Genomic DNA, 26,453 nt, shown 5'->3' on the forward strand with positions numbered 1-26,453 from the left:
TTGCGCACGCCACTCATCCACCCTTCGCTCGCCGCCTAGCGGCTGGCGGCGAGCGACGCCGCATCCAGCGGCGCGCCGAAGCGCTCGAAGCGCGGTTTGTAGTAGTGATCCGGGTCGAGCGAAAACGCGACGTGACGCGTGCGGCCCATCAGTTCCCTGCGCGGAAAGAAGCCGAAGTAACGCGAGTCGGCGCTGTCGTCGCGATTGTCGCCGAGCATCAGATATTCACCTTGCGGAACGACCACCGGCCCGAACGAATTGCGCGGACTCGGCGCCTCGGGCGCAAGCCGCACCGTGTGCGCAACGCCGTCGAAGCGCTCAGCCAGATAGTCGCCTCGCGATGTTGCATCGCCCGGCAGCGGCTTCAGGTGCAGCGGCTGATAATCCGCGCGCACGCCGTTCACGTACAACACGTTGTCGCGCATGGCGACACGGTCGCCGGGCAAGCCGATCAGACGCTTGACGATCAACTCATGCGCCGCCGAAGAATCGATCGTGACGATATCGCCGCGCTGCGGATCGTGCAGATGCGCGATCGTGATGTGGGTAAGCGGCACGCGCAGATCGTAGGCCATCTTGTCGACGAAAATCCGGTCGCCTTCGCGGATCGTCGGCAACATCGAACCACTCGGCACGACGTTCCAGTCGGCCACGGCGCTGCGGAACAGCACCATCAGAAACAGAAAGGCGACGAGGCTCTTGTTGTCGCGCCACAATTTTCCAAACATGCGCATCGCAGGCGGCTCCAGTGGAAGGTGATCGAAAGCGGTGGGTAGGCGGGCCCTTTTTTATTCGAGTCCGCACGCCCGCGCAAATCGTACCACCGCTGCTTGAAGCGGCGCGGCAACTGCAACGCCATGCCCCGCTCGAGCCGCCCCGTGCGCATTGCTGCTTCAGCGCCGTGCATGTGCCCTCGTCGCACCTGTGCTTGCCGCCCCCAATCGCTCGCAATCGCTGGCAGTCGCCCCCAGCGCCCCTCACTCCCCTGCGAACTTGAGCCCCAACGCGGCGCGCGCGGCGTCGGCCATTTCGATCATCTGCAGCGACTTGCTATGCGGCATCAGCGGGCTCTCAAGCTGCCCCGCTCGAATCAGCTCGCAAAAATGCGCGGTCTCGTAGTTCAAACCGCCACCCTCGAACGGTTCGTCGAGTTCGACCACACGACCGTCGGCGTACCGGATTGTCGCGCGCGCCGGATTCCACCAGGGCTCATGAATCGTGACATGCCCGTCTTTGGCCATCAGCAACGCGTCGCCCTTGCCATGCAGGTCGAGTCCGCAAAACAGCTGGGCGATACCGCGCTCATGCTGACTGTTCAGGCTCGCGAACGTATCGACGCCGGTCGAGCCGAGCCGCCCGAGCGTCTGCACCTCACGCGGCGCACCAAGCCAGTCGACCGCGAGAAACATCTCGTAGACGCCGATATCGAGCAGCGCGCCGCCCGCATGCTCGAACGACATGGACGGATGGTCGTCCGGCACGCCCGGCACCGAACAGCCGGCGCGCACGAGACCCACTTCGCCGATCGGCTCGGCATCCAGATGCGCGCGCAATGTTCTGTAGAGCGGATAAAACGGCGGCTTCATGGCTTCCATGAAAAGCCGTTGCTCGGCGCGCGCGACCGCGAGCACGCGCTCGAGTTGCGGCTTGTTGATGGTGGCGGGTTTTTCGCACAGCACGTGCAGACCGGCTTGCAGCGCGGCGATTGCATAGTCGGCGTGACTGTCCTGCACGGTGGCGATATAAAGCGCGTCAATACCGCTCGCGAGCAGCGCGTCGAAACTCGCGCATACCTCGCCGCCGAATTCTGCAGCAAAGGCCAATGCGGGTTCCGCGCGACGTGACCACAGCGCGGTCAGTGCCGCATGCGGCACATGAGCGAGTCCTTGAGCAAAGCGACCGGCAATGCGGCCCGTCCCGACGATCCCCCAGCGAATCATGCCGCCCGAGGAGGCTTCTTGCATTGCAATTGTCATCGTCCCTTAAAGTCCGTGCAGTTCAGAACAGGCGCTATTGTGACGCAAGCCGCGCGCGTGTGCGCGGGCATGCTGCCGCACCGTTCGTTATGCCGGGCCTCTCTCGGGAAGGCAACCTGAGCCGCCGCCGTAGCGGCCGCACTCAGCCGCGCACCGGTGGTTCCGAAGTGAACTTGCTGCCGATCTCTTCCGCGGTGTAGTCGATCATCGCCAGCGAGGCGATTTCCGCTTCCTTCGGATCGCGCCGTTCGATCGCTTCGACCACGCGTTGATGCGTGCCTACCGCCTTCTCCCACATACCGTCCTTCTGACTGATGATCGGGTTGACGGTCGACAGCGCGCCGCGAATGATCGCCGCCATCTGCTTGAAGAACTGATTGCCGCTCGCCACTACGATGCGCGCGTGGAAGAGCTCGTCGGCAGCCTGATAGCCAGGCTCGCCCGGCCGGATCGCGCGGAACGCTTCGAAGGCCTCGCGAATCGCCGCGATGTCGGCGGCACTCCCCCGCGCGGCCGCCTGCGCCGAGGCGCGCGGTTCGATCAGGATGCGAAACTCGATCACGTCGCGCAGAAACAGCGGATCGGGCTTCGCGCGAAAACGCCAGTTCACGACGTCCTCGTCGATCATGCGCCAATCGCTCATCGGCCGGATGCGCGTGCCGATCTTCGGCCGCACGTCCAGCATGTCGCGCGCGAGCAGCATCGACAGCGCCTCGCGCATGACGGTGCGGCTGACGTCGAACTCCTTCGACAGCACATCCTGCGGTGGCAGTATGGCGCCGTACTTCTCTTCGACAATGCCGGTCACGAGCCCGTCCATGACTTTGCTGACCAGCGATCGATCCTTGTTTGCCTGTTCCATTTGACACTCTCCCCGAAGCGGTGTTTGCCCCCGCGTAGCCTGTTGATCAAGCAGCCCTGGTGTGTCGTTTTATCGGTGTGTAGTTGCTCTTTTACGATACGTTGCTAGCTTCAAAACGGTTGCGCCAGTTGGGAAACTTCCTGAGAGGGTTATCCCTCTGAAGAATTGTTTCTTCCGTGTAACGCCGCATGTTTTGACGGGCCATAAGCTTGCGTCTCAAGCGTGCCTGCGCCGCAAAATTTGCATAGTGCGAAGACGCACGTAGTGGAGCGAATTGTCTGATCCTCACCTCGTCGGCGGTTTCGGACAGGCGCGAAAAGACTGGTGTAACGATGCGGTGGGTCAGGCACCGAGCATCGTCGGCAATTGAATGCGTAAAACACGGGCGAATTGAAAGGAAACGCGACGAGCTTGCCGCTTCAGTTCGTGCCAGTCGTGAGCGGCGTTGTGACCGGTATCGCAAGCGGCAATGTAAGTGGTGTCTCAAAACGGCGAAGGGCACTGGCTGCCCCTCGGATAGCCTCTTCGAGGAGATCAGCCAGGACGCGTCCCACGGCATAGGTGGAACGAACTCGCGCAGACCGTACACACTCATCAGGAGTCCGCCATATACGAGGTCCTCAGGAGAGTCCGCCGATAGTCCGGACAGTGGCATCACGTAACGGTGAGACAGGACGCCACCATGACGGGATACAGCCAGTTGATCACAGGAGCTCGAACGTGTTGACGAATGCCGCGCCGTCGCGCTCGCGGCGCCGCGTCCCAAAGAGCGGCTGGCTGCCGCGCACCTGGCGCGTCAGGCCGATGAACGGCACACCATGTTCGAGGTACGGCCCTTCAGTCTTGCGAAAACCGAATTGTTCGTAGAAATCGCGCAGACCGAGCGGCGCGCTCACGCGCGCGGCGTGTCCCGGCCAACGCTCGGCGATCGCCTGCAGCACCCGCTCGATCAATAGTTCGGCGGTGCCGTCGCCGCGCCGCAACGGGCTCGTCAGCACCTTATCGATGGTGATCTCCGGATCTTCGGCGTCGCCGGGTTGCAGGCGCGCGTAGGCCAGGATCGGCATGGGCCGCGCCATATCCTCGACCGCGAAGACATGTAGCGCGTTCTCGTCGTGGCCATCGGCGTCAAGACAGACGTGTGATTGCTCGACCACGAAGACCGCGCTGCGCGCCCGCAAGATCAGATACAACTCGCGTGCCGAAAGCTGCTCGAAATCCAGCGTTTTCCAGTTCATCACGTTCCCCAGCGATAAATAAGTTCAGCGAGGACGGCGTCGCACGCCGGTCTGTTGTCATGGCTACACAGTACGTCCGCGAAACGCGTGTTTCCGTGCGGCATCGCACTGACGCTGGGCTTTGATGAGCAGCCGGATCGTTTCAGAAGCGGTTCATCTGCCGCAGCGGCGTGCAGGCGTTTGTCACGCTCTCGGCCTGACGGTCCGCGCCGAGCGCGCCGCTGACGGCTGGCAGGTGATTATCGAAGCGAAGCGCTTTGCGCGCTTCGTTCATATCATTGACGCGCATTACCACGCCGCGCACGACTGGTTCCATCCGCCGCCAAACCGCCTCTGCACCGTGTCGCTCCTCCCCGTTGAGAAAATCGTTGCACATGCATCTAATGCACTGTTTAACGCTGACGCAACATACGAGGCACCCGCCGGCGAAGTCCGCGCGATCAATGCGATATCCGCCAGCTTCTACGGTTGAATGTCGTCTCTGAACTAGCTATCGCTTCGCAAGGCGCGGAAAACCTCGCACTGCGCGAATCCACTGTCTGGTCTGCGGAATCACTGTTGGTTTATTTGCGACTTTCCGGTCTTCAAAAAGGACACTTTGTACGGTGCCGTACTTGCCGTATAGAACACATCTGAATCAATTCCGGCACATCCCGGACGGCCCCCGACAACGCTTACGCAAAGGCGATTCCGTCTCTGAGACATCCGCCGCAAAGAGATGCTCGTCAAGCGCTAACCCAATCCGATCAATGACTTGGCTCGAATAAAAATACCCTCCGAAGGCGGCGCGCGTTAGACAGACGTTGTACAGAATTGAAACAAAAAATCGCGTTTGGCTTCGCGCACCGCTAAGGCTTTCTTCGCTGCGCCGCACCAGCGCTCGTTTCCCCTACGGTTGGCACGCTCCTCGCTAAAGAGAAAGCGCAACACCGCGGCGCCGCAACTGGATCTAGAAGAACGGCGGTGGCGCATCAGGCCAATACGGGGCCGTTCCTGTTCATCCCTTCGCTGCTCGCCAGGCAGCATGTCGTCAATTAAAGGATGCAGGCATCGGATCAAAAACACGAAGCCACGCGACGCGCGGCTTCAGCGAGGACCGATCATGTTGACACTTCAATCAGATCTGCACGGCAACCATTTGCTCGGCGCACTGCCGTCCCACGAATGGCAAGCACTTGCACCTCATCTCGAACTGGTTCATCTACGCACCGAACAACTGCTGTGCGATTCAGGTCAACGCATCCATCACGTCTACTTCCCGACCACTGCGATCATCTCCATGCTCTCGACGATGGAAGACGGCAGTTCGGTCGAAATCGCCGCGGTCGGCCGCGAAGGCATGACCGGCGTGCCGGTGCTCACGGGCGGCGAAACCATGCCGAATCGCGTGCAGGTGCAATGCGCCGGCTTCGCCTACCGGATGAGCGCACAGGCACTCAAGCAGCACTTCGCACGCTCTGACTTCCTGCGCCGCCTGATGCTGCTTTACATGCACGCCCTCCTCACGCAAGTCGCGCAGACCGCTGCCTGCAATCGCCACCACGCGTTGAACAAGCAACTGTGCCGGTGGCTCCTGATCGAAGTGGACCGCGTGGCATCGAACGATCTGACGGTCACCCAGCAACTGATCGCCGACATGCTCGGCGTGCGCCGCGAAGGCATCACTGAAGCAGCCGGCAAGTTGCACGACGACGGTCTGATTCATCACAGCCGCGGTCATATCAAGATACTCGATCGCAAAGGTCTCGAAGCGCGCGCCTGCGAATGCTACGGCCTCGTCAAACGCGAATTCGACCGCCTGCTGCCGCGCCTGCGCCAGGCTGAAACGGTCGAATAAGCAGCGCACCAAAGGCTGCATCGCCCGATTACAGGGTGGATCATCATGTTCAGGAATACTGCGCGATGTCTCGATGCACTCTTTGTGATTGCGGGCGGCCTGCTCGCTCATTGGATGCGTTTTTCGACGCCGATTGCGTTGTCGGACACCGAGCATCTCCTGATCGCCTTTAACTGTGTGCTCGTCTTGCTGCTGTTTCCCGGCTTCGGCGTCTATGAACCGTGGCGCGGCAAGGCGCTGTCTTCCATGCTGTTAAGAGTTGCCGCCGCGTGGCTGGTGGTGGTTGCCACCGCCCTTGTGCTGGCGTTCACCTTGCACCGCATGGATGCGGTTTCGCGGCTGTGGTTCGGTTACTCGACGCTGATTTCCGGCGCGCTGATCATCGTCACCAAGTGCCTCGTGCATGTGGCCTTGCGCAGTGTGCGCCGGCGCGGCATGAACTTCCGCACGGTCGCGATCGTCGGTGCGCCCGGTTTCTCGCGTACGTTGCTGGCGCATCTCGACCATGCGCCGCAAGCCGGCTTCAAGCCGGTCTGCATATTCGACACCAGCATCGAACCCGCCGGCACGTATGGCGCGCGTCTGAATCGCCTGCCGGTGCTGACCGATCTGAATGCATTCGCCGCCAAGGTGCGCGAAGAGCATGTGAACGAGGTGTGGCTCGCCTTACCGCTTTCCGAAGAACATACGATCTATCGCTTCACGCGCATCTTCAGGCATGACTTCGTGAATCTGCGCTTCATTCCCGATGTACGCAGCCTCTCGCTTTTCAACCACGCGCTGGTCAATGTCGTCGGTTTACCGACGCTCAATCTGAGCGCGACCCCCGTCTCGCCGCCGCAGATGTGGTCCAAGCTGATCTTCGACCGCCTGTTCGCGGCGGCCGCGCTGCTGGCGCTCGCGCCCGTGTTCATCGTGCTCGCGATCGGCATCAAGCTGAGCTCGCCGGGGCCAGTGTTCTTCCGCCAGACCCGCAAGGGCGTGGACGGCCAGCCGTTCGCCATCTACAAGTTCCGTTCGATGACCGTGCACCACGAAGCCCACGGCCAGGTCACCCAGGCCGCGCGCAACGACGCGCGCATCACGAAGCTCGGCGGCTTCATGCGCCGCACCAGTCTCGACGAATTGCCGCAATTTCTGAATGTGCTGCTCGGCCAGATGTCGGTGGTCGGTCCGCGTCCCCATGCGGTCGAGCACGACGATCTCTACAAGGACCAGGTGTACGGCTATATGAACCGCTACCGGATCAAACCGGGCATCACCGGATGGGCGCAGGTGAACGGCTATCGCGGCGCCACCACCAAGGTCGAAAAGATGGAGACGCGCGTCAAGTTCGATCTCTTCTACATCCACAATTGGTCGTTCTGGTTTGATATGAAGATCGTGTTCATCACGATTTTCAAGGGATTCGTCGGCCGCAACGCCTTCTGACTGTGCCGCTCCGGGGCCTCTGCCGGTTGCTTACAGATCACGATAAATCGGGTTAAAGGCTGTACAACGAACGGGCTGCGCCGGATCCAGGCGCAGCCCTTTTGCATTGGCGCACGGCTCACGCGTATAGAACGGGAGCGCGGCTGATATGACAATCGTCAGCACAGCGCCAGGCACAAGGCTGGCGCTGCGCCCTGCTTACAGAAACGCGCTGACGTCGGTATGAAAACGCAGAGCCAACGCCTTTGCCACCTTTTTGCTGATGGCGCGCCGGCCCGCGAGAATATCGCTCACCACGGTGGGCGATGCGATCCCGATCAAATCCTTTTGCCTGAGCCCGTGCGTCTCCAGCAGATGCCGCAACACCTCACGCGGCTCCGCTTTCGGGATTGTCACGTTGCTCGCTTCCCAGTTCTCGATCAGGTCGGTGACGATCGCGAACAGATCAGCCAGCGGATCCTCCGCGTTACCGTTCAGATGATCGGCGAGCGCATTGGCGAGCCGCACCATCTTCTGATAGTCCAGCTCGCTGCGAATCGGCGTAATGGGCAACTGGGCTTGCAGGGCAGCCCAGGTTTGAGCGATGTCGGGAAAGGCTCCCGGAAGGCGATCGGCGTTCATGAGTTTAAATTCTTCCTCGTCCAAAGGTCGTATTCCGCATGCGTCAGTACGTGACGAACGAACAACGACTGCCTGTTGTAGTGAATCGCCGCGATGATCCGGAACCGGTTGCCGCCTACATTAAAAACAGTGTATTGCGGAGGCACATAGTCCACGCCCGCGAACGTCTGCTTCAGGTCGTTATAGCCATACGCGAGGCAAGCCTGCGCCAGTGCGTACCACGTCAACAGCGCACTGCGCGCCTCCGGATGTCTCTTTATAAAGTCCAGCAACGCCTTCTTTGAAATGACCCGCATCGAATTTCCTCGCATGGTCTCGCGCACTGAACATGCACGCTCTACCTGCAAGGCTAATGGGACGGGATCGACGCCAATAGTCAGCCGGACGGCATAGACCGAACCGCCAGCTACGGCTTACTACGGTACGACGAAAGCATTTTATTCGCATATTGCGAAGTTCTCAATATGCGAATAAAGAGATGATCGACCGCGGTTCATGCATCGCTTTATGCGTGCACAGTTCGAACTTGTGCACGTCGACGGGAGGCGGAATCACCGCCGCATCGCGCCGGCAAATTTTCATCACGCGCCGCGCGGCGAATTGCGAATTCGCGATCAGACGGTCGACGCTGTTCGCCGAGCGCGAATCCCAGCCGCGCAGACAATGAAGCAATGCACGCACGACCCATGACCCCGGCCGGCATGTCAAATTCGCTTCACGCAAATAGTGGTGTTGCCGATCCCACGCGTCGCGCATCGGCGAATGCGCGTAGCTCACGTGCGTCTGATCGGGGCCGACCAGCACGCCCCTGGCGAGCGCATAGGAACTCGTGATGAGCAGGTCGTAGCCCGATAGATCGAACTGGCCGACGGCCAGCGGCATCAACGGCAGATACGCGCGATAGCGGCGCCGCGCAAACGGCAGGCTTTGGATGAACGACGTCGTGACGGGTTTGCCGCCCAGTGGCCGGCGGTCTTCGAGGAAATCGACGATGCTGAAGAGATCGGCATCGGGAAAGCACTCAATGATCTGTTCGAGCACTTTCTCTGCGCCGCCGGGTGCGACGAGCCAGTCGTGCACGATCGCCACTTTCATGATCTCCCGCCTGTAGATAAGCGCCGCATGGCCATACCAACGAGTGTATGTGCCGCATCATTTGCCGTGCGTGCGTATGCCCACATTCGACGCGTGACAGTCCGCGAATAATGAGGACGCGCTGTTCGCCTCTTGCGAACGACGCGTTCAATCACTTCGCCCGACTTCGCACTTTATGCGCCCGACGATCGACGCATTGCGCGCCGATGAGCAAACTGAATTCTCAGTGGATCCGTATTTGCAGCGGATGATGCAGGCGATCGGGCAAGCCGAGCGCTAATGGAGGTCGGCGCAAGTTAGCGCTGGTCGACGCAGGGCAATGCGCAAGAGCGAGCCCGCTGAAGCAGGCTCGCACGCGGCTGCAGAAGCGCGGTGATCAGCTCTTGCTGTATTCGATCGTTTCGACGCCCGTATCCGTGCCGAGCATGCACAGATTCGCGCCGCGGCCCGCGAACAGGCCCGCCGTCACTACGCCCGGCCATGCATTGATGTGCATTTCCAGCGTGCGCGGGTCGCTGATGCGCAGACCCTTGACGTCGATGATCTCGTTGCCGTTATCGGTGATGAACGGCACGCCTTCCTTGGTCACGCGCACCACCGGCACGCCGCCGAGCGCCGTCACGCGGCGGCCGATCGCGGTACGCGCCATCGGCACGACTTCGATCGGCAGCGGGAAGTTGCCAAGCGTGTCGACCAGCTTGCTCGCATCGGCGATGCAAACGAACACGTCCGACACCGAGGCGACGATCTTCTCGCGCGTCAGCGCGCCGCCTCCGCCCTTGATCATCGCGCCGCTGTGGTCGATTTCATCGGCGCCATCCACATACACCGGCAGCGAATCGATTTCGTTCAGGTCGAGCACCTTGAAACCGTGCGATTGCAGACGCGCGGTGGTGGCGAGCGAACTCGACACCGCGCCGCGATAGCGGGTCTTGCTGGCGGCCAGCGCGTCGATGAAACAGTTCGCGGTGGAGCCGGTGCCGACACCGATCACGGAGCCTTCCGGCACGTTGGCGTTCACATAGTCGGCGGCGGCCTGGCCGACCAGTTGCTTGAGTTCGTCTTGGGTCATGGGGAATGCAGGCGAGCAGTAAAAACCACAAGTTTACCGGAGTGGCGAGCGAGCGCCGGATTTACCAGGCACGGTGACCGCTAAAAATGGTCGCCGCGAGCACCGGAACGCCGCTTTTGCCCGTGCCATGCGAGCCGGCCCTGCCATGAACGTTGACGGTTCGGCGAACGGACCGGCGTCGAATGAGGCGGCGGCTGTTTACTTCTTCTTCACCGACCGCTGACGCACCGCTTCGAACAGGCAAACGCCGCTCGCCACGGAGACGTTCAGGCTCTCGACCGTACCCGCCATCGGAATCTGCATGATCACGTCGCAGGTATCGCGCGTGAGACGGCGCATGCCCTCGCCTTCGGCACCCATCACCAGTGCAACCGGACCGTCGAGTTCGGTCTCGTAGAGGCTCTTGGTGGCCTCCTCGGCGGTACCGATCACCCACACGCCCGCGTCCTTCAACTCTCGCAGCGCGCGCGCCAGATTGGTGACCGTGATGTACGGCACGGTGTCGGCTGCGCCGCTCGCCACCTTCGCAGCCGTCGCGTTCAAACCCACCGCGCGGTCACGCGGCACGATCACTGCGTGCGCGCCGGCCGCATCGGCCACGCGCAGGCAGGCGCCGAGATTGTGCGGATCGGTCACGCCGTCCAGCACCAGAATCAACGGCGAACCGTTGATGCCGTCGAGCAGTTCGGCCAGGTTCTGCGCAAGCGGCATGTCGGTCGCACGCGCGACCACGCCCTGGTGACGCTCGGTATGCGCGAGCCCCCACAGACGCGTTTCGTCGGCGGCGATCAGACGCACGCCGGCTTCTTTCGCCGCATGCAGGAATTCGGTCATGCGACGGTCTTTGCGCGTCGCGTCGTAATAAACCTCTTCGACCGTCGACGCATCGTGCCGCATGCGCGCGGTCACTGCGTGGAAACCGTATAGAACCTTGAGACGTGACATGACTGAAAAACCTTTGATTGAGCGCGCCTTGAACGCGCGCTGCTGTGATGAATGCGAGCCTGCTTACTGTGTTGCTTGAGTAGCTTGTCTCGCTACTTGACTTGATTGCGATGAAACGAAGACCGCGCGCAACCGGTACGTTTCAACGTACCCGATGCGCGCGGTTCAAGCCGTCATACGACTTCAGCGCTTCTTGCGGGCCTGCGGTTTCGATGCCGACTTGGCCGGCGCGCCGCCGTGCTTCTTCGCCGCGCCGCGTGCCGCGCGCGCTTCCTTGACGGCCGCGGTTTGCGCCGGCGCGGCCTTCTTGCGACGTCCACCCGCGCCCGCCGCCGCGCCGCCTGCCCCACCGTCCACCGGCGGCAACGAACGCACGCGTGCGCCGCCGCTTTCGCCGGATGCCTTGTCGGCGAGCGCCGGACGACTCGCCGGTGGCTTGATCGGCGTATCCCGCACAAGGCGGAAGTCGATCTTGCGCGCATCGAGATCGACGCGGCTCACCTGCACCCGCACGCGATCCGACAGGCGGTAGCGAATGCCGGTGCGCTCGCCGCGCAACTCGTTCTTGATCTCGTCGTACTGGAAGTAGTCCGAGCCCAGTTCGGTGACGTGCACGAGGCCTTCGATGAAGAGCGAGTCGAGCTGCACGAAAATGCCGAACGACGTCACGCCGTTCACCATGCCGCCGTACTCTTCACCGAGCTTGTCGCGCATGAAGTAGCACTTGAGCCACGCTTCGACGTCGCGCGATGCTTCGTCCGCGCGGCGTTCGTTGGCCGAGCAGTGCAGACCGAGCTCTTCCCAGATCGCCACGTCTTTCGAGCGATTGCGGGCGCCGTGTTTTTCCTCGTCGGCTTGCTGCATTGCGCGGGCGCGCGGCGACAGCGCCGTATTCAATTCGACGCCCTGCGGCGGCTCCGGCTGATACTTGCGGCCTTGCAAAATCGCGTAGATCGCGCGGTGCGTGAGCAGGTCGGGATAACGGCGAATCGGGCTCGTGAAGTGCGCATAAGCCTCATACGCCAGACCGAAGTGGCCGATGTTATCCGGACTGTAGACAGCCTGTTGCATCGAGCGCAGCAGCATGGTCTGCAACATCTGCGCGTCCGGCCGCTCGCGAATCTGCGCCATCAGCGCGGCGTAATCACTGGCGTGCGGCTTGTCGCCGCCGGCGAGCGTGAGGCCCATGCCGCGCAGGAAGGTGCGCAGATTCTCGAGCTTCTCGGCGGTCGGCCCGGCGTGCACGCGGAACAGACCCGGGTGCTTGTTACGCTTGAGGAAGTCGGCCGCGCAGACGTTCGCGGCCAGCATGCATTCCTCGATCAGCTTGTGTGCGTCGTTGCGGGTGCGCGGAATGATCTGTTCGATCTTGCCCTGCGCATTGCAGACGATGTACGTCTCAGTCGTATCGAAGTCGATCGCGCCGCGCTTCTGGCGCGCGGCGAACAGCGACTTGTACACGCCATACAGATTCTGCAGTTGCGGCAGCAAGGCGGCGCGGCGCGCGGCCTCCGGACCCTTGGTGTTCTTCAGTACCGCGGCCACTTCAGTGTAGGTGAGGCGCGCGGCCGAGTTGATCACGCCCGGATAGAACTGATACGCCTTCACTTCGCCACGCGCGGTGACGATCATGTCGCACACCAGCACGCAACGGTCGACGTGCGGATTCAGCGAGCACAGTCCGTTCGACAGCTTTTCCGGCAGCATCGGAATCACACGGCGCGGGAAGTACACCGAGGTGCTGCGCTCGAGCGCGTCGGCGTCGAGCCCGCTCTTCGGATGCACATAGTGCGAGACGTCCGCGATCGCAACGATCAGGCGGAAGCCTTCGCCGCGACCGACCTGAACCGGTTCGCAATAGACCGCATCGTCGAAGTCGCGGGCATCTTCACCGTCGATCGTGACGAGCGGCACGTCGCGCAGATCGATGCGATGACGCGCGTCGACCGGCCGGACTTCGTCGGGCAGTTTGGCGGCTTCGTCGAGCGCGGCCTGGCCGAATTCGTGCGGCACGCCGTACTTGCGCACGGCGATTTCGATTTCCATGCCAGGGTCGTCGATATCGCCGAGTACTTCCACCACGCGGCCGAGCGGCTGCGAGTGACGGCTCGGGAAATCGGTCAGCTCGACCACGACCACCTGGCCGACCTTGGCCTTCTTGGTGTTCTGCTGGATCAGAATGTCGTGACCGATGCGCTTGTCTTCAGGCGCGACGATCAGCGCGCCGTTCTCGTTGAGCAGGCGGCCGATCACACGCTTGTTGGCGCGATCCGTGACTTCGACGATATGCCCTTCCGGCCTGCCACGGCGGTCATAGCCGACGATGCGCGCAAGCACGCGATCGTTGTGCATGACCTTCTGCATTTCGCCGGTGGGCAGGAACAGATCGTCCTGACCGTCGTCGCGAATGAGAAAACCGAAGCCGTCACGATGGCCCTGCACGCGGCCCCCGACGAAGTTCGACGGATGGGTCAGCTGATAGAGATTGCGCTGATCGAGCCGGATCTGGCCGTCGCGCTCCATGGCGCCTAAGCGCTTGAAAAACCCTTCGCGCTCCTGGCGCTTGATCGACAGGGCTTCGGCGATGTCGTTCGCAGCAAGCGGCGTTTCACTCGTGCGCAGGACGCCGAGGATTTCTTCGCGGCTCGGGATCGGATACGGGAATTTGCTCAAGGGCTTGTCGATGATTTTTTCTCGTTGCATGGACGTCGGTCGGCGATGTGGCTCGGCTTAAGAAGCGTTTGGGTTGCGCTTAAGTTGCACTTGCGATTGCACTGGAATGACTGCTCGGGTCCGGCTCGTTCAAGTCTGAGTCCGACGGGCGTGTGCACCGTGCCAACGAACTACTGCGAGGCATTCTAACACCCGTCTTGCGCGCCAAGCGGCCCGTCAATAGTCGCTGTGAGCCGCATGCAGGCTCGCTGCGGCGATGTTTAAGCGACTTTTGAGAAACGCTTGACAGCCCTGAATCTGTCGCTATAATTGCGTTCTTTGCTGTTCATCACCTGCCCAGGTGGCGAAATTGGTAGACGCACTAGGTTCAGGTCCTAGCGGTGGCAACACTGTGGAGGTTCGAGTCCTCTCTTGGGCACCAGATTCAAAAGTAAAGCCGCCTGATGTTTCACATAGGCGGCTTTACTTTTTGTGTGAAGCTACGTGATCCGGTTCTGGTTTTTTCGATCGGAATCCGTGGTTGGCAGGACGGTTGACTCGCGGTGACTCAGCAGCGAAGTTTTGCTTCACTGCATGGCACAACCGGGCGATTGATGAAGCGATAGTTAATTTGCATGTAGGGATTGACACGCTGCATCATCACGCTAAAATAGCGGCCTAGCTTGAAGACGTGCCCAGGTGGCGGAATTGGTAGACGCACTAGGTTCAGGTCCTAGCGGTGGCAACACCGTGGAGGTTCGAGTCCTCTCCTGGGCACCAACAGTTGTTCCGGCGTAAGCCGAAGTAGTTCGAGAAACCCCGTAAGATCAACGTCTTACGGGGTTTTTTGTTTCAATGCGCCGCAACCCGAGTTCCCTGGCGCGGCCGGCGTCAAGGAATACCGCGCGAGCGCGCAGTCACCAGCGGCGCCGCCCCGCGGCTCGTGCGTTCGACGAGCAGTACCGTCGTTGCAGACACGCACATCAGCGCGGCAACGCCGAGCATCGGGACGCGATAGGAGCCCGTAACATCGTGCAGCCAGCCGGTCGCATAGGGTCCGAGAAAACCCGCGAGCGTGCCAATCGTGTTGATGAGCCCAATACCCGCCGCGGCAGCCCCATTGCTGAGATAACGCGGAGGCAACTGCCAGAACGACGCATGCGGCGTATAGACACCGACCGCGCCCAGCGTAAAGGCCGCCATCACTTCATAGGGCGAGGACAGGAACAGCGCCGCGGCAAACGATAAGCCACCCACCGCGGTTGGAATCGCAACATGCCACGCGCTGACAGCTGTGCGCCGCGCATAGTGTCCCCAGAGCAAAATGGTGACTGCCGACACCGCAAACGGAATGGCCGTCATCAGTCCAATCTGGAACACGGAATACTTGACAGCAAACATCCGCGAGAACTCGGCAACGATCTGCGGGAGAAAGAACGAGAGCGCGACGACGCCAATATTGATGCCGAAATAGATCAACCCGAACGTGAGGACTCGCCGATCCAGCAGCGCACGCCACGCGCTTTGCGGCGACACGCGGTTTGCCTCCTGCCGCTCCGCTGCAAGCGCCCGATTCAGTTCTGCGCGCTCGTCAACGGTCAACCATGCGGCATCGTCCGGTCGGTCCTTCATCAAGACGAAGGTGACGACACCTAGCGCGATCGCCGGCAGTCCTTCAATGAAGAACATCGAGCGCCAGCCGGACCATCCGAAGAGGTGCGCATGCTCCATCACGAAGGTCGAAATCGGCGCGCCGAGCATGTTCGACAGCGGGATAGAGAGAAACAGCAGGGACATCAGCCACACCCGCTCCTGCCGGGGCAGCCAGAACGTGACATACAGCACCATTCCAGGAAAAAAGCCGGACTCGGCGACGCCGAGAAGAAAGCGCAGTACGTACAGCGTGTGCGCGCTGTCGACGAACGCGGTCAGCGACGCGACAATGCCCCACGTTACGAGAATGCGCGTCATCCAGATCCGCGCACCGAACCTGGCCAGCATCAGGTTGCTTGGCACGGCAACGAGAATGTAGCCCGCGTAGAAGAGGCCCGCGGCGAATCCGAACTGCGAGACCGACATGCCGAGCTCGCGATTCATGGTCAATGCGGCATAGCCGACATTGGCTCGGTCCATCTGGTTGACGACGTAGAGCAAAATCAGCAGTGGCGCGAGGCGCCAGATGACTTTCCGGGTGATCTGCGGTTTGATTCGTACCGCGTTCAAGGTATCGTTCATGTGACAGTCCTCTCTTGTGATGAGGCACGGTCAGCGCAAGCCGTGCGGGTACGACACGGCAAAGCCTGTGCGTCAAGCGGCCGCAGGCCGGCGCTCCGGTTGCAAAAATCATCCAATCGCGTTGCTCCCCGGCAGAACGGTACGGGCCTTCGGCGTCCACGTTGCAATGTTGTCCAGCGGTACGACGGGTCTCGGCATCCCTTTGAAATCAAAGCGCGACAGGATTGGCGAGGTCAGGCCTGGGGCATCGACACTGATGATTTGTGCGTCAGAAAAGAATTCGTCGAACGCCGCCCTGAAATGCCCGCGCGACTTCAGTACCACCACGCGCGCGCGAGCGATGTCGATGCCGAACATCTCGAAGAACATCGGCTCATGGCACTGATGCCGCTTGCTGATGACGATGACGGTCACGCCTCCCACCTGCAGTGCGGCCGACGGCCCGAGGTCGAAGCTGCAGCCGGCAAGCTGTCCGCGCCGGCCCACTCCTTTGCCGGCGTGCAAGCGCAACACACGGGCCGGCGCCTCGAACGGTTCCGAATACGCGGTGGTTTCGGCGCGATTAAAGCGCGCATGGAACGCTTGCCCGGTGCCCGCCGCATGCGCGTCTGCCGCCAGCTCGGGGTCGGTGACGACACCGAGGATCGCACCGCGAACTTCGTGCTCGAGCAGCGCCTTGAGCACGAACGGGGTGTTGCCGCGCCCACCGCCGCCTGGATTGTCGGCCACGTCGGCAAGGAGCAAGGGCGCGCGCGAAGGATCGTCGCTGGTTATCTTCGCCAGGCGGACCGCATCCTCGGCGGGCGTGAGCCGCGGCGTAAACGCGGCGCGCTCTTGCCAGGCGTACGACGCGAGATCGTTCGCAATCTGAGCCGCGAGCGGCGCATCGCCGCGCGTGGTGACGAGTACCGTCAAGCCATTCTTGGGCGTGTCCGCAAACGCAAACCCACCGACAATCGACACGTTCACGATGCGCGGATCGTCGAGTGCTTCGGCGCGTCGGATCATCTCCGCATACGGCCCGGTTCCCGGGGCCGTCAGCAACTGGGTCGGCGGCGCACAGACGGGCATCCGCACATGCGCGACGGCTGTGCGCATGCCGTCCACCAGTTCAGTGAGGATACGGGCTGCATCGGCGCCGCGCTCGGCCATGTCCGTGTGAGGATTTCGGCGGTACGAGACAAGCGTGTCGACCGCGTCCACCATCCGGTCCGACACGTTCGCATGCAGGTCGACCGTGGCGACGATCGGGACTGCGGCTCCGACCACGCGGCGCACGAGCGTGAACACCACGCCGTCGGGGTCGTTTTCTTCTGTCGTGATGGCCGCACCGTGCTCGCAGATATAGACCGCGTCAAGCGGCAACGCCGCGCGCAAGCGCTGTTCGAACTCGCGCAGCGTGTCGGTGAAGAATTCATGCTCGACCGGGCCGCCCGACTCCGCATTGGCAAAGAGGATCGGGACAGGCGTCCACGGACGGATCGTATCCATCGTACGAACGAACGCCGGGATTTCCGGCGTCATCACCGGAGCATCGCTTCTGGCGTCAGCGAGCAGCGCGGTATCCCGCAGGTAAGCACGCGATACGAAATCGGCACGCGTGGCAACCGGCGCAAACCGGTTCGACTCGATCGCGAAGCCAAGAATGGCAATGCGCGGGCTTTTCATCACTCCCTCCTCAATAGGCCGGCGGCGTCGGCCAGAACCTTAACCACGGTGTCCAGCGCAGCGGCTGTCTGCTCTTCGCAGCGTATCCCCGAGGACGCAGAACTTCGCTTCAGATCCCCACAATGCGACGCCGGATCGTCGTCCTTGCGGCGACCTCCTCCGGCCATACCGCATATCGGGTGGATCAGGTGATTCAAGTGTAAGCAGGGAAAAATGATCGGAGATAATCAAAAGTGAGCCGATCGACCGATAGAAATCGCCGATCATGCGAGTTTCTCTTCAGCAGATCGAAACGTTCTACTGGACTGCCCGTCGAGGACGGTTCCCATGTCGCGACGCCCCAGACTTTCTAGTGGTAGTCTCGAGGCCGACTACAACTATGCTGACCCGGAGCAATATGAACAAACAGTGGACCATAGACGATATTCCGCCGCAGATCGGCAAGCGAGTTCTCATCACTGGCGCGAACAGCGGCATTGGCTACCAGGCCGCATTGACTCTGGCGCGCAAAGGAGCACAAGTCATACTTGCGTGCCGCGATAAACAACGCGGAGAAGAGGCCTTAGCCCGTCTGAACGCCGCCGCACCCGACGCTCGTGCCGAACTCGCGATTCTCGATCTCGCATCCCTCGCGTCGGTACATCAGTTCGCACAGCGTGAGCTCGCCGAGCAACGTCCCATTCACGTTCTGGTCAACAACGCTGGCGTCATGGCGCCGCCGAAACGGCTCGAGACTGCCGACGGCTTCGAGCTGCAATTTGGCACCAACGTACTCGGTCATTTCGCGTTGACTGCGCTCCTGATGCCCGCTCTCGAACTCGCTGCGACTGGTTCGCCTGACCGACCGCGCATCGTCACGATCGCATCCATCGCACACAAGCACGGACAGATCGATTTCAACGACCTCCAATCCCAAAAGACGTATTCGCCGATGCAGTCCTATCGGCAGTCGAAGCTCGCGGATCTGATGTTTGCGTTCGAGCTCGACCGTCGTTTGCAGGCTGCGAATTCCCGTGTTATGTCGGTCGCCGCTCACCCTGGCGTCGCCAACACCAATCTGTTTCGGGGCGGGGATCGCTCCGCGATTTCAGGCGCTGCCCGCGCGCTCCTTAGTCATTTCATCGGCGCCGTGCTGAACACCGATTACGCAGGCGCCCTGCCGACCCTTTACACAGCCACTTCGCGTGACGTCAGCGACGGTGGCTACTATGGTCCGCAAGGCTTTCTGGAGGCACGTGGAAGCAGGATTGGCGAGGCGAGCGTCGCCAGGCAGGCAAAGGACGCTTCGAATGCCGACCGTTTGTGGCAAGTGTGCGAAGAGCTCACTCAGGTACGCTTGCGGCCGTAGTACGGGCCGGCGGATATTGACAGCGAGGATCAGGAACAGGGTCGACGCCAGTCAGCGGTTCTTGTCCTGAGACCCCACACCGCTCGTCGTAGCGATCGCATCGGCTGCCTCGAGCACCAGCCCGAAAAATTTGTCAGCATGCGCCGGGTCGAGCCAGCGCACCACGACTGACAGGCGGCGTTGAGGTTCGATCCAGGTGAAAGAGCTGCCCGCACCGATTGCGAAATAGCTGGAAGCAGGCACGCTCGGAAAGACGGCGCGCTCGTGATTGAGCCAGACAAGATAGCCATAGTACGGTGCAATCGCGCACGGCGTGACCATGCGCTGCAGCCACTCGCTGGAGACTATCTGGCGGCCGTCGATCTTGCCCTGATCGACGAACAGCCGTGCCACCTTGATCTGATCGTTGGCACTGATGGACAGGCCGCCGCCCCAGTGCGTGCCGCCCGGCACGGACTGAACACGCCGCCCGCCCACCTCCACCCACGCGTTGTCGTAGCCGACCCATTGCCAGTTCTCGCTCGCGTTAAGCGGCTGCATGATCGCTTCGCGAAACACCTCGGGCAATGGGCGTCCAAATAGATGCAGCAACGCGAGCGAGAACTGGTTGATACGCACATCGTTGTATTCCCAGTACGTGCCCGAGGTTTGCAACGGCCGCAGCGCCCCTTTCTGGCCATTGGGTGCCTTGCCGAATGCCGAGGCGCGATAGTGGTCGGCCTGGTCGGGCATTCCGAAACACGTGCCTTGCCATTCGCTGGTCTGTTGCAACAGATGCGCCCACGTCACGCTCGCGTTGTGTGCGTCGTCGAAACCGATGCCCGGTACGCGAGCGCGCACAGGTTCGTCGACATCGGGCAGCAGGCCGCGATCGTGCGCGACGCCGGCCAGCAGCGCGAGATATGTCTTGGCGATGCTAAACGTCAGGTCGGGCCGGTCGGGCTCACCCCAGGACGTCAACGTGCGGCCGTCGAGTGCGATCACGCCGGAGACGGGGCCGCGCCCATGCACGGGGCCGAGCAGCCGGTTCCAAGGCGGTGGGTCGTTTGGATGTACACCCCACACACCGTCGACATCGCGGTCCCAGTGCGTTTCACTATCGATGGAAAATCGCACAGCCTGCTGGAAATCTGAGGATTTCATAACGTACTGGTCGATGAATCAAGGGAATGCACCGCGAATTATTTCGCCGCCATCGCCTGGCGAGTGTATTTCTGCACGACGAATTCCGAGTAATCCGGTTGGGCCTTCAGATTGCCCAACGCAATTTGCGTTGCCATCGCGGTCTGCAACGCAGCTTTCGAAACCTCTACGCCTTTGGGATAGACACCTTCCGTCAGCATGCGATGCACGGCAGCATCGACGACAGCGGGTTCAAGCGTCGGGAATTCCTTCTTCGCAATCGCGGCCGCCGCCGTGGGATTGGACTGCATGTACACGATCGCTTCCTGCAAGCCATTGACGAGCCGCTGCGCGGCATCCGGGTCGACATTCTTGCGGGCGGTAATGGCGGCGAACGTGTAGTCGCCATACAGTTTCGGGAAGCCGACCACGACCTTCATGCCATGCGCCACGGCGCGATCGAGGTTGGGCTCGGACATCACGCCCACTTTCACCTGACCCGCGAACAACGGTCCGATTTCCGTGCCTTGCTGAACCTGGACCAGCTTCACACTGCTCTGGTCCATGCCGTTTTCCTTGAGCAGTTTCAGAAAGAGCGACGTGCCCGTGGTCGGCATCATGGCCGATACCACTGTTTGCCCCTGCAGGTCTTTCACCGACTTGAAGTTGACGTCCTGCGTCGTGACGATCCAGTCCGCTGCGCCGTTCGCCACGTCGGCGATCACATTGACGGGTGCGCCCCGCGACGCTGCAATTGCGGTCCATTCGGGTCCATGCATCGAGAAGTCCGAACTGCCGGAAATCACGGCGGTCAGCGCTGCGCTCGGGGAACCGGCGGTTTGCTTGGTGACCTCAAGTCCTGCTTTTTTGAAGAAGCCGCCGTCCATCGCGACATAGAGCGGCAGGTACAGCATCGATTGGAAGCCTTGCGACACCACGACTTGCTTGTCCGCGGCGAAGGCGTGCCCGACGAACGAGCATGCCAGGACAGCAGACAGTACAGCGGACCATTGCTTCGACAACATCATGAGGTTTCTCCGGGAGAGTATGCGTAACGGCAAGGCTTGCTCAAGCGCGCATGGCCATCGCCCGTGCCACGGACAACATGATTTGCGATGCCGTCTCCGCATCCTGGGCCGTCACGTCAAGATGCGTGGTGACGCGAATGAAGTTGCCGCCGATCGCACGCACCCGCACACCTTCGGACCGGCATCGCTCGGCGAAGCGTTCGGCGTTGATGGATTCCGGGTCGAAGGTAAAGCGCAGGATGTTTGTACTCGGCCGCGCCGGATCGAAGCGGAACAGATCGCAGGCCGACAGCCTGCGCCAGATCGCTTGTGCGTGCGCATGGTCGTCCTTGAGTTGCTCGACGTGGTGCTCCAACGCATAAAGGCCGGCGGCGGCGAGTATGCCGGATTGCCGCATTGCGCCGCCCAAACGGTATTTCCATTGCCAGGCATCACGCACAAAGTCGGCGCTGCCACACAAGACGGCTCCCACAGGGCAGCCTAGCCCTTTGCTGAGGTCGATCCACGCGCTATCCCAACCGGCGGCGTATTCTGCGGCGGCGATACCAGTGGCTGCGGTCGCGTTCAGCAGTCGGGCGCCGTCGAGATGACATTTCAGGCCGTGCAAGTGGGCAGCATCACGCACCGCTTGCAGTTGCGGCAAGGGCCAGACGGCGCCGCCGGAAAAGTTCGTGGTCTGTTCGGCCGTGAGCAGGGTCGAACGCGGTGCCGTTCGGGTAGCTGGCCGTATCGCATCGATGACCTGCTGCACGTCGAAGATGCCGTGCGGCGACGGCAGTGCACAAATCGACACGCCGGCAAGCGCGGCGGCACCCGCCGCTTCTGTCCCATAGATGTGCGATTGATGGTCACAAATCAGTTCGTCGCCCGGCCGGGTGTGGGTAAGGATGGCCACCAGGTTGCACATGGTGCCCGACGGCATGAACACGCCGGCTTCCAGGCCCAGCAGATCCGCCACCGTTTCGCACAGTTGCAATGTGGTCGGGTCGTCGTCGGATTGCTCGTCGCCGACCACCGCCTGTGCCATGGCGGCACGCATGCCGGGCGTCGGCCGGGTCTGGGTGTCGCTGTAGAGATCAATGCAATCAGGTTTCATAGGCGTTCAGTTCTTGGTCGCGTCGCAGAGGGACGAGTCCGCTCCGATCGGCTGCGCGAGCGGCAGGCGCTCATGGCAGTCAGTCGCCTGTTGACAGGCTTGGCCGATGTGTCAGCGCCAGCGCTTCCTCAGAAGCGCGACAGGCAATAGCGCTGCAGCGTGCCGGATACGGCGAGCCAGAGGGTCTTCCGGTTTCCGCTAGAGTCCCACCGGATATCCATCCTTGCGGTGATCGGGCGCGGCGGCATAGGCGCCGTTGTCCAGACGCAATGCTGCCTGCCCGCAGCCAGACTAGACATCAAAGCTCGGTGAGAGGGAGACCGGATGCCCACGGGAGGTCAGTCCGTCTCGCGGATCGCGGCACCTGCAATTTAACACGCCATGTTGCATTTTGCATTCAATGATCAAAACTCTCGCCCGAATGCACATGTGCCTGATCCTTTCCAACCTCGGAAACTACGCACGCACGCTAAGCGTCTGCTTTGATGATGACGTCCAAATGCCGGTGGTCTGACAAACAGCGTCAGTGGTCAGAAAAATTAGCGGTTGTTCATCTATAACGCTTATTCATGGTGCAAAGCGTCGCACTTCCGTGCATTCACGCTTTCACGCAGTGCTTAAACCGTCCCACAAATAAGCTAAGCGTTGCTTGGTGCGCAACGCGGTTCTCCCCTATCACTGACCATCGCACGATTCCGCCGGCGCTCAGAAACCCATGGCAAATAGATTGCATTCAAAATTCAATCATTTGATTTAATGCACATGCTTGATGTCGAAAATACTGGAACAGATGCCCGATCTCGGCGGCCCCGCGCAGCCCTCGCTCGCGCCCACGACCGACATCGGCATGATGGCGCGCTTCATCACTGCAGCCAATGTCCCGCCGGCCGGCAACAATTTCGAGCAATGGAAGGACGCCAGGTTTGAGACAGCGCTGGATACCTTGTCCAACGAAACGGACCCGGCAATTATCCAGGCCTCCTACCGCGCAGCGAACGAGCGTCTGGTGGGCGACCCGCCGTGGCTGTACATCGTGCACGACATGAACCCGCGCGCGTTCAGCAAGCGAGTGCACGGCTTCGTCCCGCGCAGTCCTGGTTGACTGATCTGATTCTGGTCAGTGTGCAGTAAGACCGAGGCGCGGCGTTCAGCGCCGCCTATACGAGCCTGTCGGGGGCCTATTTCACTGACGGCCATCTCGTCGAGGATCCGTGCCTGCCGCTCGACGAGGTGGATCAACAGGGGCAACCGACCCGCCTCACGCGCTTCGTCAACCTTCTCGATAAGTGCGCGCTGTCGCTGCCAAACGGCTTTACTGCTGAGCGCTTGCCGAGTTCGCTGCAAATCGTTTGCCGTGGATATGAAGAATCGCTGGCGCTGCGTATCGGCCAGGCTTATCAGCAGGCGACTGACTGGCATGAGCGGATGCCGCCCGCTGTCGAGCAATGAGCCGCGCGTGAGGTGGACCGGGAAAAGTGGCGGCCGACGCTCCGTACAATTGAGGAATGGAGGTATCGATGAACCGAATCCCTAAGGCCACCTACACGAAGGAATTTCTTGAAGAAGGCCGGTAGCATTCACGCAGCGCTTCTATTGAACAAGCTTAAGCAGATGTCGTGCAGTGCCGCTATGATTGCCGCTGCCATTCCTTGCCAACCCGTTGGAGAAAATTATGCCAGAAGTCGTTGTTTACGCAGTAGCAGGGCGCTCACCCGAGCAAAAGAAAGCGCTGATGACGGGGATTACCAAAGCTGTGGTTGACAGCTTCGGTGTCGCCGCTGAACAGGTTGTCGTGCAGATCGTGGAGTCTTCACCAGACTCCAAGTCAAGGGGCGGCATTCCGTTTAGCGAGCGCCAGCGCACGCCTTGAACCCGTATCCCAGCGCATGATGCGGTTGTTCGGAATATCGCTCCACAGCAGGAAGCGGCGGTCGCCGAACCACACCGGTCCTTCGCCGAAGCGCATGCCAGTCGCAAGCCGCTCGACCGCCGCGTTCGTGATCCGGTATTTGAGGGAGCGCGGATCGAGCACTTCCACTGCGGGATCGGGATAGGTTTCACTTTGTTGCCACATCGTGCCGACCCTTTCAGTCAACGGGGCTGCTTGATAAACGCTTCGAATGCCCCGGCATAATCCGGATGCCAGCGCGACAACGGGGGCCGGTTCTCAACGATATCGCCTGCCGCCCATCGAATGCGTAGTTCGTCGAGTGAACGCGGCACGTCGTTGTCGGGACACAGGATGTAGAAATCGCCGGCATCGAGACGCTCGAACATGAAATCGACGGTCTGCTCGGGCGTCCATGCGCCGGCGGGCTTTTCCACGCGGCCGTTGCGTGTCAACTCCGTGAACACGAAGCCAGGAATCAGCAGATGAGCGCTAATCTGGCTGCCGGCGGTGTTGCGCAGTTCGTGCTGCAGCGCCTCGGTGAACGCTTTCAGACCGGCCTTCGCAACGTTGTATGCCGGGTCGCCCGGCGGCGTTGTGATGCCTTGCTTTGAGCCGGTGTTGATCACGAGCCCCGGACGACCGCGCTTGATCATGTCCGGCACGAAGATCTGCGTGCCGTGGATCACGCCCCACAGGTTGACACCCAGCACGCGCTCCCAGTTCTCGGTTGGACCGAATATCCCGCTGCCGGGCTGAATGCCGGCATTGTTCATCAGCACATCGGTTCCACCGAAGCGTTCGACGACGGTTGCGTGCAGGCGGCGAACGTCGTCGGCAACGCTGACGTCAGTCTCGACCGCGAAGACATCTTGCGCGCCGTTTGCGCTCAGCGCGGCGATTTCCTCCACCGCCCGCGCGAGGCGCTCGGCGCCAAGGTCGGCAATGCAGATGCGCAGCCCAAGCTGTGCAAAACGTTTGGCAGCAGCCAGGCCAATGCCGGCGCCGCCGCCGGTGATCACGGCGACGGCGCCCGGCGTCAGGGCAGAATGAGTCATCAGAATCCTCGTGGGTGCTGGAATCGCGGCGCCAACAAGCGACTGCGATCCCGATCCGTTGAAACAGTGAGGCGGCGATCCTAGCATGAACATTTTTTTTGCGTGACCGAGCGGGCTCCCGCTGACAAGCGGTCCTAAGCATGGCGGCGGTATCGCTGCGCGGCGCCAGTCGAGCGTCAGGTCGCCACCACGGGCAATTTGAGCAAGTCCAGGAAAGCACGGGCGACGGGTATGAGCGGTTCTCTCGCACTTCCCTTAAAAACGGCCGCGAGTTCCCAGCATGGCTCCTCGGCTTCGCGCAGGCGCGCCGTTGCGATCCGCGCGCCGCGCGTGTTGCTGCCCCTTGCGGCGACCACGGATTCGGGCACCATGGTGATCGCAAGCCCATGTGCGGCCAGTTCAAGCAACATTGGCATGTCGTTGACTTCGAAGCTGGTCCGGCGCTGCAGCCCTGCGGCCGCAAAGGATCGATCGACGAGCCGCCGCACGCCCCACTCCGGGCGCAGGTCAGCGAATGTTTCGTCGATGAGATCGGCCAGCGCCAGCCCGCTGGCGCCCGCAAGTCGATGCTGCGCCGCGCAGACGACCACCATTGCTTCGCATGCGAACATATGCGATCCGAGATCGTCGAGCGTCGTATCCGGCGGCTGTGTGAACGCGAGGTCGAGGCGCCCTTCCCGCACCTCGTCAATCAACGCGCGCGAGCCGTCCAGTGTCAATTCGATATCGATCCCACCGAACGCGGCCCGAAACTGTCCCAGAGCAGCGGGCAGGTCGACGAAAGGCGCGAGACCGTGAATCGCACCGATACTCAGCCGGCCGCGTGCGAGCCCGTGAACCTGCGTGACGGCGTGCCGCGCGTCGCGCGCGGCAGCCAGTACCCGCTGCGCCTCTGCGAACAGCACTTCGCCGGCAGGCGTCAAGGCGACGCGCCTCGTGCTGCGATTGAACAACGGTCCGCCCAGGTCCTCTTCCAGCGAGCGGATCGACGCAGACAATCCGGACTGCACAAGGTTGAGGCGCCGCGCCGCGCGCGTGAAATGCCGCTCTTCTGCGACCGCCATGAAATGTTCCAGCTGCTTCAAATCCACGTTGGCACTCTTTCTGCAGAGACGATTAATCACGAAAACTGCACAATTGAATCATATCTTTCTATTGGAATGGTAATTCAATCTCCGCTATCGTCGGACGTCTGTGGACGTCAAGGAACACTGGGCACGAAATGCGGGCGCAATGGGACTTAACGACCGCACGCCGGCTGTGAATCCTCGCAACATACAT

At 61.6% G+C, this 26,453-nt stretch carries 24 protein-coding genes, 2 tRNA genes and 1 pseudogene; 8 read left to right on the forward strand and 19 right to left on the reverse strand.

The features are described 5' to 3' along the window. Nucleotides 1–35: 35 nt before the first annotated feature. The 5 genes from lepB to HHL24_RS44800 all read right to left on the reverse strand — a co-directional run bounded on the left by lepB (nt 36) and on the right by HHL24_RS44800 (nt 4,452). Complete coding sequence (lepB, locus tag HHL24_RS16680) at nt 36–734, reverse strand: signal peptidase I (protein WP_169486545.1); 699 nt, start codon at nt 732–734, stop codon at nt 36–38. Between the two features lie 243 nt (nt 735–977). Beyond that, on the reverse strand, nt 978–1,964 hold the full coding sequence (locus tag HHL24_RS16685) for a Gfo/Idh/MocA family protein (protein WP_329606680.1): 987 nt from the start codon (nt 1,962–1,964) through the stop codon (nt 978–980). A 154-nt stretch (nt 1,965–2,118) separates the two neighbouring features. Then, a complete protein-coding gene (locus HHL24_RS16690) occupies nt 2,119–2,838 on the reverse strand; it encodes a FadR/GntR family transcriptional regulator (protein WP_169486547.1) in 720 nt (239 codons plus the stop codon). A 704-nt stretch (nt 2,839–3,542) separates the two neighbouring features. Then, nucleotides 3,543–4,076: a GNAT family N-acetyltransferase gene (locus HHL24_RS16695; protein ID WP_169486548.1), complete on the reverse strand. Its 534-nt coding sequence runs from the start codon at nt 4,074–4,076 to the stop codon at nt 3,543–3,545. A gap of 142 nt (nt 4,077–4,218) precedes the next feature. Next, nucleotides 4,219–4,452 carry a hypothetical protein gene (locus HHL24_RS44800; RefSeq protein WP_169486549.1) on the reverse strand — a complete coding sequence of 78 codons (234 nt, stop codon included), beginning with the start codon at nt 4,450–4,452 and terminating at the stop codon, nt 4,219–4,221. A 726-nt stretch (nt 4,453–5,178) separates the two neighbouring features. Between HHL24_RS44800 and HHL24_RS16705 the strand changes: the two genes are divergently transcribed. Next, nucleotides 5,179–5,913: a Crp/Fnr family transcriptional regulator gene (locus HHL24_RS16705; protein WP_169486550.1), complete on the forward strand. Its 735-nt coding sequence runs from the start codon at nt 5,179–5,181 to the stop codon at nt 5,911–5,913. A 45-nt stretch (nt 5,914–5,958) separates the two neighbouring features. Then, on the forward strand, nt 5,959–7,344 hold the full coding sequence (locus tag HHL24_RS16710) for an undecaprenyl-phosphate glucose phosphotransferase (RefSeq protein WP_169486551.1): 1,386 nt from the start codon (nt 5,959–5,961) through the stop codon (nt 7,342–7,344). A 198-nt stretch (nt 7,345–7,542) separates the two neighbouring features. Here HHL24_RS16710 and HHL24_RS16715 read toward each other — a convergent pair whose 3' ends face one another. The 6 genes and pseudogenes from HHL24_RS16715 to rnr all read right to left on the reverse strand — a co-directional run bounded on the left by HHL24_RS16715 (nt 7,543) and on the right by rnr (nt 13,780). Further along, nucleotides 7,543–7,965: a helix-turn-helix domain-containing protein gene (locus tag HHL24_RS16715; protein ID WP_169486552.1), complete on the reverse strand. Its 423-nt coding sequence runs from the start codon at nt 7,963–7,965 to the stop codon at nt 7,543–7,545. Continuing rightward, nucleotides 7,962–8,261 carry a type II toxin-antitoxin system HigB family toxin gene (locus tag HHL24_RS16720; RefSeq protein WP_169486553.1) on the reverse strand — a complete coding sequence of 100 codons (300 nt, stop codon included), beginning with the start codon at nt 8,259–8,261 and terminating at the stop codon, nt 7,962–7,964. The genes HHL24_RS16715 and HHL24_RS16720 overlap by 4 nt, the downstream gene beginning before the upstream one ends. A 208-nt stretch (nt 8,262–8,469) precedes the next feature. Then, nucleotides 8,470–9,060, reverse strand: a pseudogene (locus HHL24_RS16725) (glycosyltransferase); the annotation flags it as partial. Nucleotides 9,061–9,436: 376 nt separating this feature from the next. After that, nucleotides 9,437–10,132: a ribose-5-phosphate isomerase RpiA gene (gene rpiA / locus HHL24_RS16730; RefSeq protein WP_169486554.1), complete on the reverse strand. Its 696-nt coding sequence runs from the start codon at nt 10,130–10,132 to the stop codon at nt 9,437–9,439. 198 nt (nt 10,133–10,330) lie between these two features. Then, nucleotides 10,331–11,077: a 23S rRNA (guanosine(2251)-2'-O)-methyltransferase RlmB gene (gene rlmB, locus HHL24_RS16735; protein ID WP_169486555.1), complete on the reverse strand. Its 747-nt coding sequence runs from the start codon at nt 11,075–11,077 to the stop codon at nt 10,331–10,333. A 183-nt stretch (nt 11,078–11,260) separates the two neighbouring features. Further along, nucleotides 11,261–13,780, reverse strand: a complete 2,520-nt coding sequence (gene rnr, locus HHL24_RS16740; RefSeq protein WP_169486556.1) for a ribonuclease R — start codon at nt 13,778–13,780, stop codon at nt 11,261–11,263. 304 nt (nt 13,781–14,084) lie between these two features. Here rnr and HHL24_RS16745 point away from each other — a divergent pair. Both HHL24_RS16745 and HHL24_RS16750 read left to right on the forward strand, forming a co-directional pair. Then, nucleotides 14,085–14,171: transfer RNA gene (locus HHL24_RS16745), tRNA-Leu, on the forward strand. A 251-nt stretch (nt 14,172–14,422) separates the two neighbouring features. Continuing rightward, nucleotides 14,423–14,509 (forward strand) — tRNA-Leu (locus HHL24_RS16750). 111 nt (nt 14,510–14,620) lie between these two features. Here the strand turns inward: HHL24_RS16750 and HHL24_RS16755 are convergent. Then, entirely contained in the window at nt 14,621–15,964 is a 1,344-nt protein-coding gene (locus tag HHL24_RS16755) for an MFS transporter (RefSeq protein ID WP_169486557.1), read from the reverse strand. Between the two features lie 108 nt (nt 15,965–16,072). Further along, complete coding sequence (locus HHL24_RS16760; RefSeq protein WP_169486558.1) at nt 16,073–17,632, reverse strand: M81 family metallopeptidase; 1,560 nt, start codon at nt 17,630–17,632, stop codon at nt 16,073–16,075. A gap of 397 nt (nt 17,633–18,029) precedes the next feature. Here HHL24_RS16760 and HHL24_RS16765 point away from each other — a divergent pair, with 397 nt between their 5' ends. Next, nucleotides 18,030–18,980 (forward strand): oxidoreductase, encoded by a 951-nt coding sequence (locus HHL24_RS16765; RefSeq protein WP_169486559.1) that lies wholly within the window; start codon nt 18,030–18,032, stop codon nt 18,978–18,980. Nucleotides 18,981–19,031: 51 nt separating this feature from the next. Here HHL24_RS16765 and HHL24_RS16770 read toward each other — a convergent pair whose 3' ends face one another. Genes HHL24_RS16770 through HHL24_RS16780 form a run of 3 tightly spaced genes read right to left on the reverse strand, consistent with a single transcriptional unit; the run spans nt 19,032 to nt 22,226 of the window. Further along, a complete protein-coding gene (locus HHL24_RS16770) occupies nt 19,032–20,123 on the reverse strand; it encodes a serine hydrolase domain-containing protein (RefSeq protein WP_169486560.1) in 1,092 nt (363 codons plus the stop codon). 38 nt (nt 20,124–20,161) lie between these two features. Beyond that, entirely contained in the window at nt 20,162–21,130 is a 969-nt protein-coding gene (locus HHL24_RS16775; RefSeq protein ID WP_206002888.1) for an ABC transporter substrate-binding protein, read from the reverse strand. Nucleotides 21,131–21,170: 40 nt separating this feature from the next. Beyond that, nucleotides 21,171–22,226 (reverse strand): threonine aldolase family protein, encoded by a 1,056-nt coding sequence (locus tag HHL24_RS16780; protein WP_169486561.1) that lies wholly within the window; start codon nt 22,224–22,226, stop codon nt 21,171–21,173. Between the two features lie 769 nt (nt 22,227–22,995). On the opposite strand from HHL24_RS16780, the gene HHL24_RS16785 reads away from it, so the two are divergent. The 3 genes from HHL24_RS16785 (at nt 22,996) to HHL24_RS45075 (ending at nt 24,096) form a co-directional block, all read left to right on the forward strand. Then, on the forward strand, nt 22,996–23,328 hold the full coding sequence (locus HHL24_RS16785; RefSeq protein ID WP_169486562.1) for a periplasmic substrate-binding domain-containing protein: 333 nt from the start codon (nt 22,996–22,998) through the stop codon (nt 23,326–23,328). A 128-nt stretch (nt 23,329–23,456) separates the two neighbouring features. Further along, nucleotides 23,457–23,675 carry a hypothetical protein gene (locus HHL24_RS16790; protein ID WP_206002889.1) on the forward strand — a complete coding sequence of 73 codons (219 nt, stop codon included), beginning with the start codon at nt 23,457–23,459 and terminating at the stop codon, nt 23,673–23,675. A 223-nt stretch (nt 23,676–23,898) separates the two neighbouring features. Beyond that, entirely contained in the window at nt 23,899–24,096 is a 198-nt protein-coding gene (locus HHL24_RS45075) for a tautomerase family protein (protein WP_169486563.1), read from the forward strand. Here HHL24_RS45075 and HHL24_RS16800 read toward each other — a convergent pair. The 3 genes from HHL24_RS16800 to HHL24_RS16810 form a co-directional block, all read right to left on the reverse strand. Beyond that, nucleotides 24,052–24,300, reverse strand: coding sequence for an SMP-30/gluconolactonase/LRE family protein (locus HHL24_RS16800; protein ID WP_407947510.1), 249 nt, complete (start codon nt 24,298–24,300; stop codon nt 24,052–24,054). The genes HHL24_RS45075 and HHL24_RS16800 overlap by 45 nt on opposite strands. Nucleotides 24,301–24,317: 17 nt before the next feature. Next, complete coding sequence (locus tag HHL24_RS16805) at nt 24,318–25,172, reverse strand: SDR family NAD(P)-dependent oxidoreductase (protein WP_169486564.1); 855 nt, start codon at nt 25,170–25,172, stop codon at nt 24,318–24,320. A 176-nt stretch (nt 25,173–25,348) separates the two neighbouring features. Beyond that, a complete protein-coding gene (locus tag HHL24_RS16810; protein ID WP_329606681.1) occupies nt 25,349–26,296 on the reverse strand; it encodes a LysR family transcriptional regulator in 948 nt (315 codons plus the stop codon). Between the last annotated feature and the right edge of the window lie 157 nt (nt 26,297–26,453).

The sequence above is a fragment of the Paraburkholderia polaris genome (assembly GCF_012927345.1).
GTDB classification, from domain to species: domain Bacteria; phylum Pseudomonadota; class Gammaproteobacteria; order Burkholderiales; family Burkholderiaceae; genus Paraburkholderia; species Paraburkholderia polaris.

Coding starts and splice junctions, on each gene's coding strand:
- HHL24_RS16715 (WP_169486552.1), bottom strand. CDS start 7,965: ATGAACGCCGATCGCCTTCCGGGAGCCTTTCCCGACATCGCTCAAACC.
- HHL24_RS16765 (WP_169486559.1), top strand. CDS start 18,030: ATGAACAAACAGTGGACCATAGACGATATTCCGCCGCAGATCGGCAAG.
- rnr (WP_169486556.1), bottom strand. CDS start 13,780: ATGCAACGAGAAAAAATCATCGACAAGCCCTTGAGCAAATTCCCGTAT.
- HHL24_RS16775 (WP_206002888.1), bottom strand. CDS start 21,130: ATGATGTTGTCGAAGCAATGGTCCGCTGTACTGTCTGCTGTCCTGGCA.
- HHL24_RS45075 (WP_169486563.1), top strand. CDS start 23,899: ATGCCAGAAGTCGTTGTTTACGCAGTAGCAGGGCGCTCACCCGAGCAA.
- HHL24_RS16785 (WP_169486562.1), top strand. CDS start 22,996: ATGTCGAAAATACTGGAACAGATGCCCGATCTCGGCGGCCCCGCGCAG.
- HHL24_RS16770 (WP_169486560.1), bottom strand. CDS start 20,123: ATGAAATCCTCAGATTTCCAGCAGGCTGTGCGATTTTCCATCGATAGT.
- HHL24_RS16690 (WP_169486547.1), bottom strand. CDS start 2,838: ATGGAACAGGCAAACAAGGATCGATCGCTGGTCAGCAAAGTCATGGAC.
- HHL24_RS16720 (WP_169486553.1), bottom strand. CDS start 8,261: ATGCGGGTCATTTCAAAGAAGGCGTTGCTGGACTTTATAAAGAGACAT.
- HHL24_RS16760 (WP_169486558.1), bottom strand. CDS start 17,632: ATGAAAAGCCCGCGCATTGCCATTCTTGGCTTCGCGATCGAGTCGAAC.
- HHL24_RS16805 (WP_169486564.1), bottom strand. CDS start 25,172: ATGACTCATTCTGCCCTGACGCCGGGCGCCGTCGCCGTGATCACCGGC.
- HHL24_RS16800 (WP_407947510.1), bottom strand. CDS start 24,300: ATGTGGCAACAAAGTGAAACCTATCCCGATCCCGCAGTGGAAGTGCTC.
- HHL24_RS16695 (WP_169486548.1), bottom strand. CDS start 4,076: ATGAACTGGAAAACGCTGGATTTCGAGCAGCTTTCGGCACGCGAGTTG.
- lepB (WP_169486545.1), bottom strand. CDS start 734: ATGCGCATGTTTGGAAAATTGTGGCGCGACAACAAGAGCCTCGTCGCC.
- HHL24_RS44800 (WP_169486549.1), bottom strand. CDS start 4,452: ATGTGCAACGATTTTCTCAACGGGGAGGAGCGACACGGTGCAGAGGCG.
- HHL24_RS16780 (WP_169486561.1), bottom strand. CDS start 22,226: ATGAAACCTGATTGCATTGATCTCTACAGCGACACCCAGACCCGGCCG.
- rpiA (WP_169486554.1), bottom strand. CDS start 10,132: ATGACCCAAGACGAACTCAAGCAACTGGTCGGCCAGGCCGCCGCCGAC.
- HHL24_RS16685 (WP_329606680.1), bottom strand. CDS start 1,964: ATGCAAGAAGCCTCCTCGGGCGGCATGATTCGCTGGGGGATCGTCGGG.
- HHL24_RS16705 (WP_169486550.1), top strand. CDS start 5,179: ATGTTGACACTTCAATCAGATCTGCACGGCAACCATTTGCTCGGCGCA.
- rlmB (WP_169486555.1), bottom strand. CDS start 11,077: ATGTCACGTCTCAAGGTTCTATACGGTTTCCACGCAGTGACCGCGCGC.
- HHL24_RS16755 (WP_169486557.1), bottom strand. CDS start 15,964: ATGAACGATACCTTGAACGCGGTACGAATCAAACCGCAGATCACCCGG.
- HHL24_RS16710 (WP_169486551.1), top strand. CDS start 5,959: ATGTTCAGGAATACTGCGCGATGTCTCGATGCACTCTTTGTGATTGCG.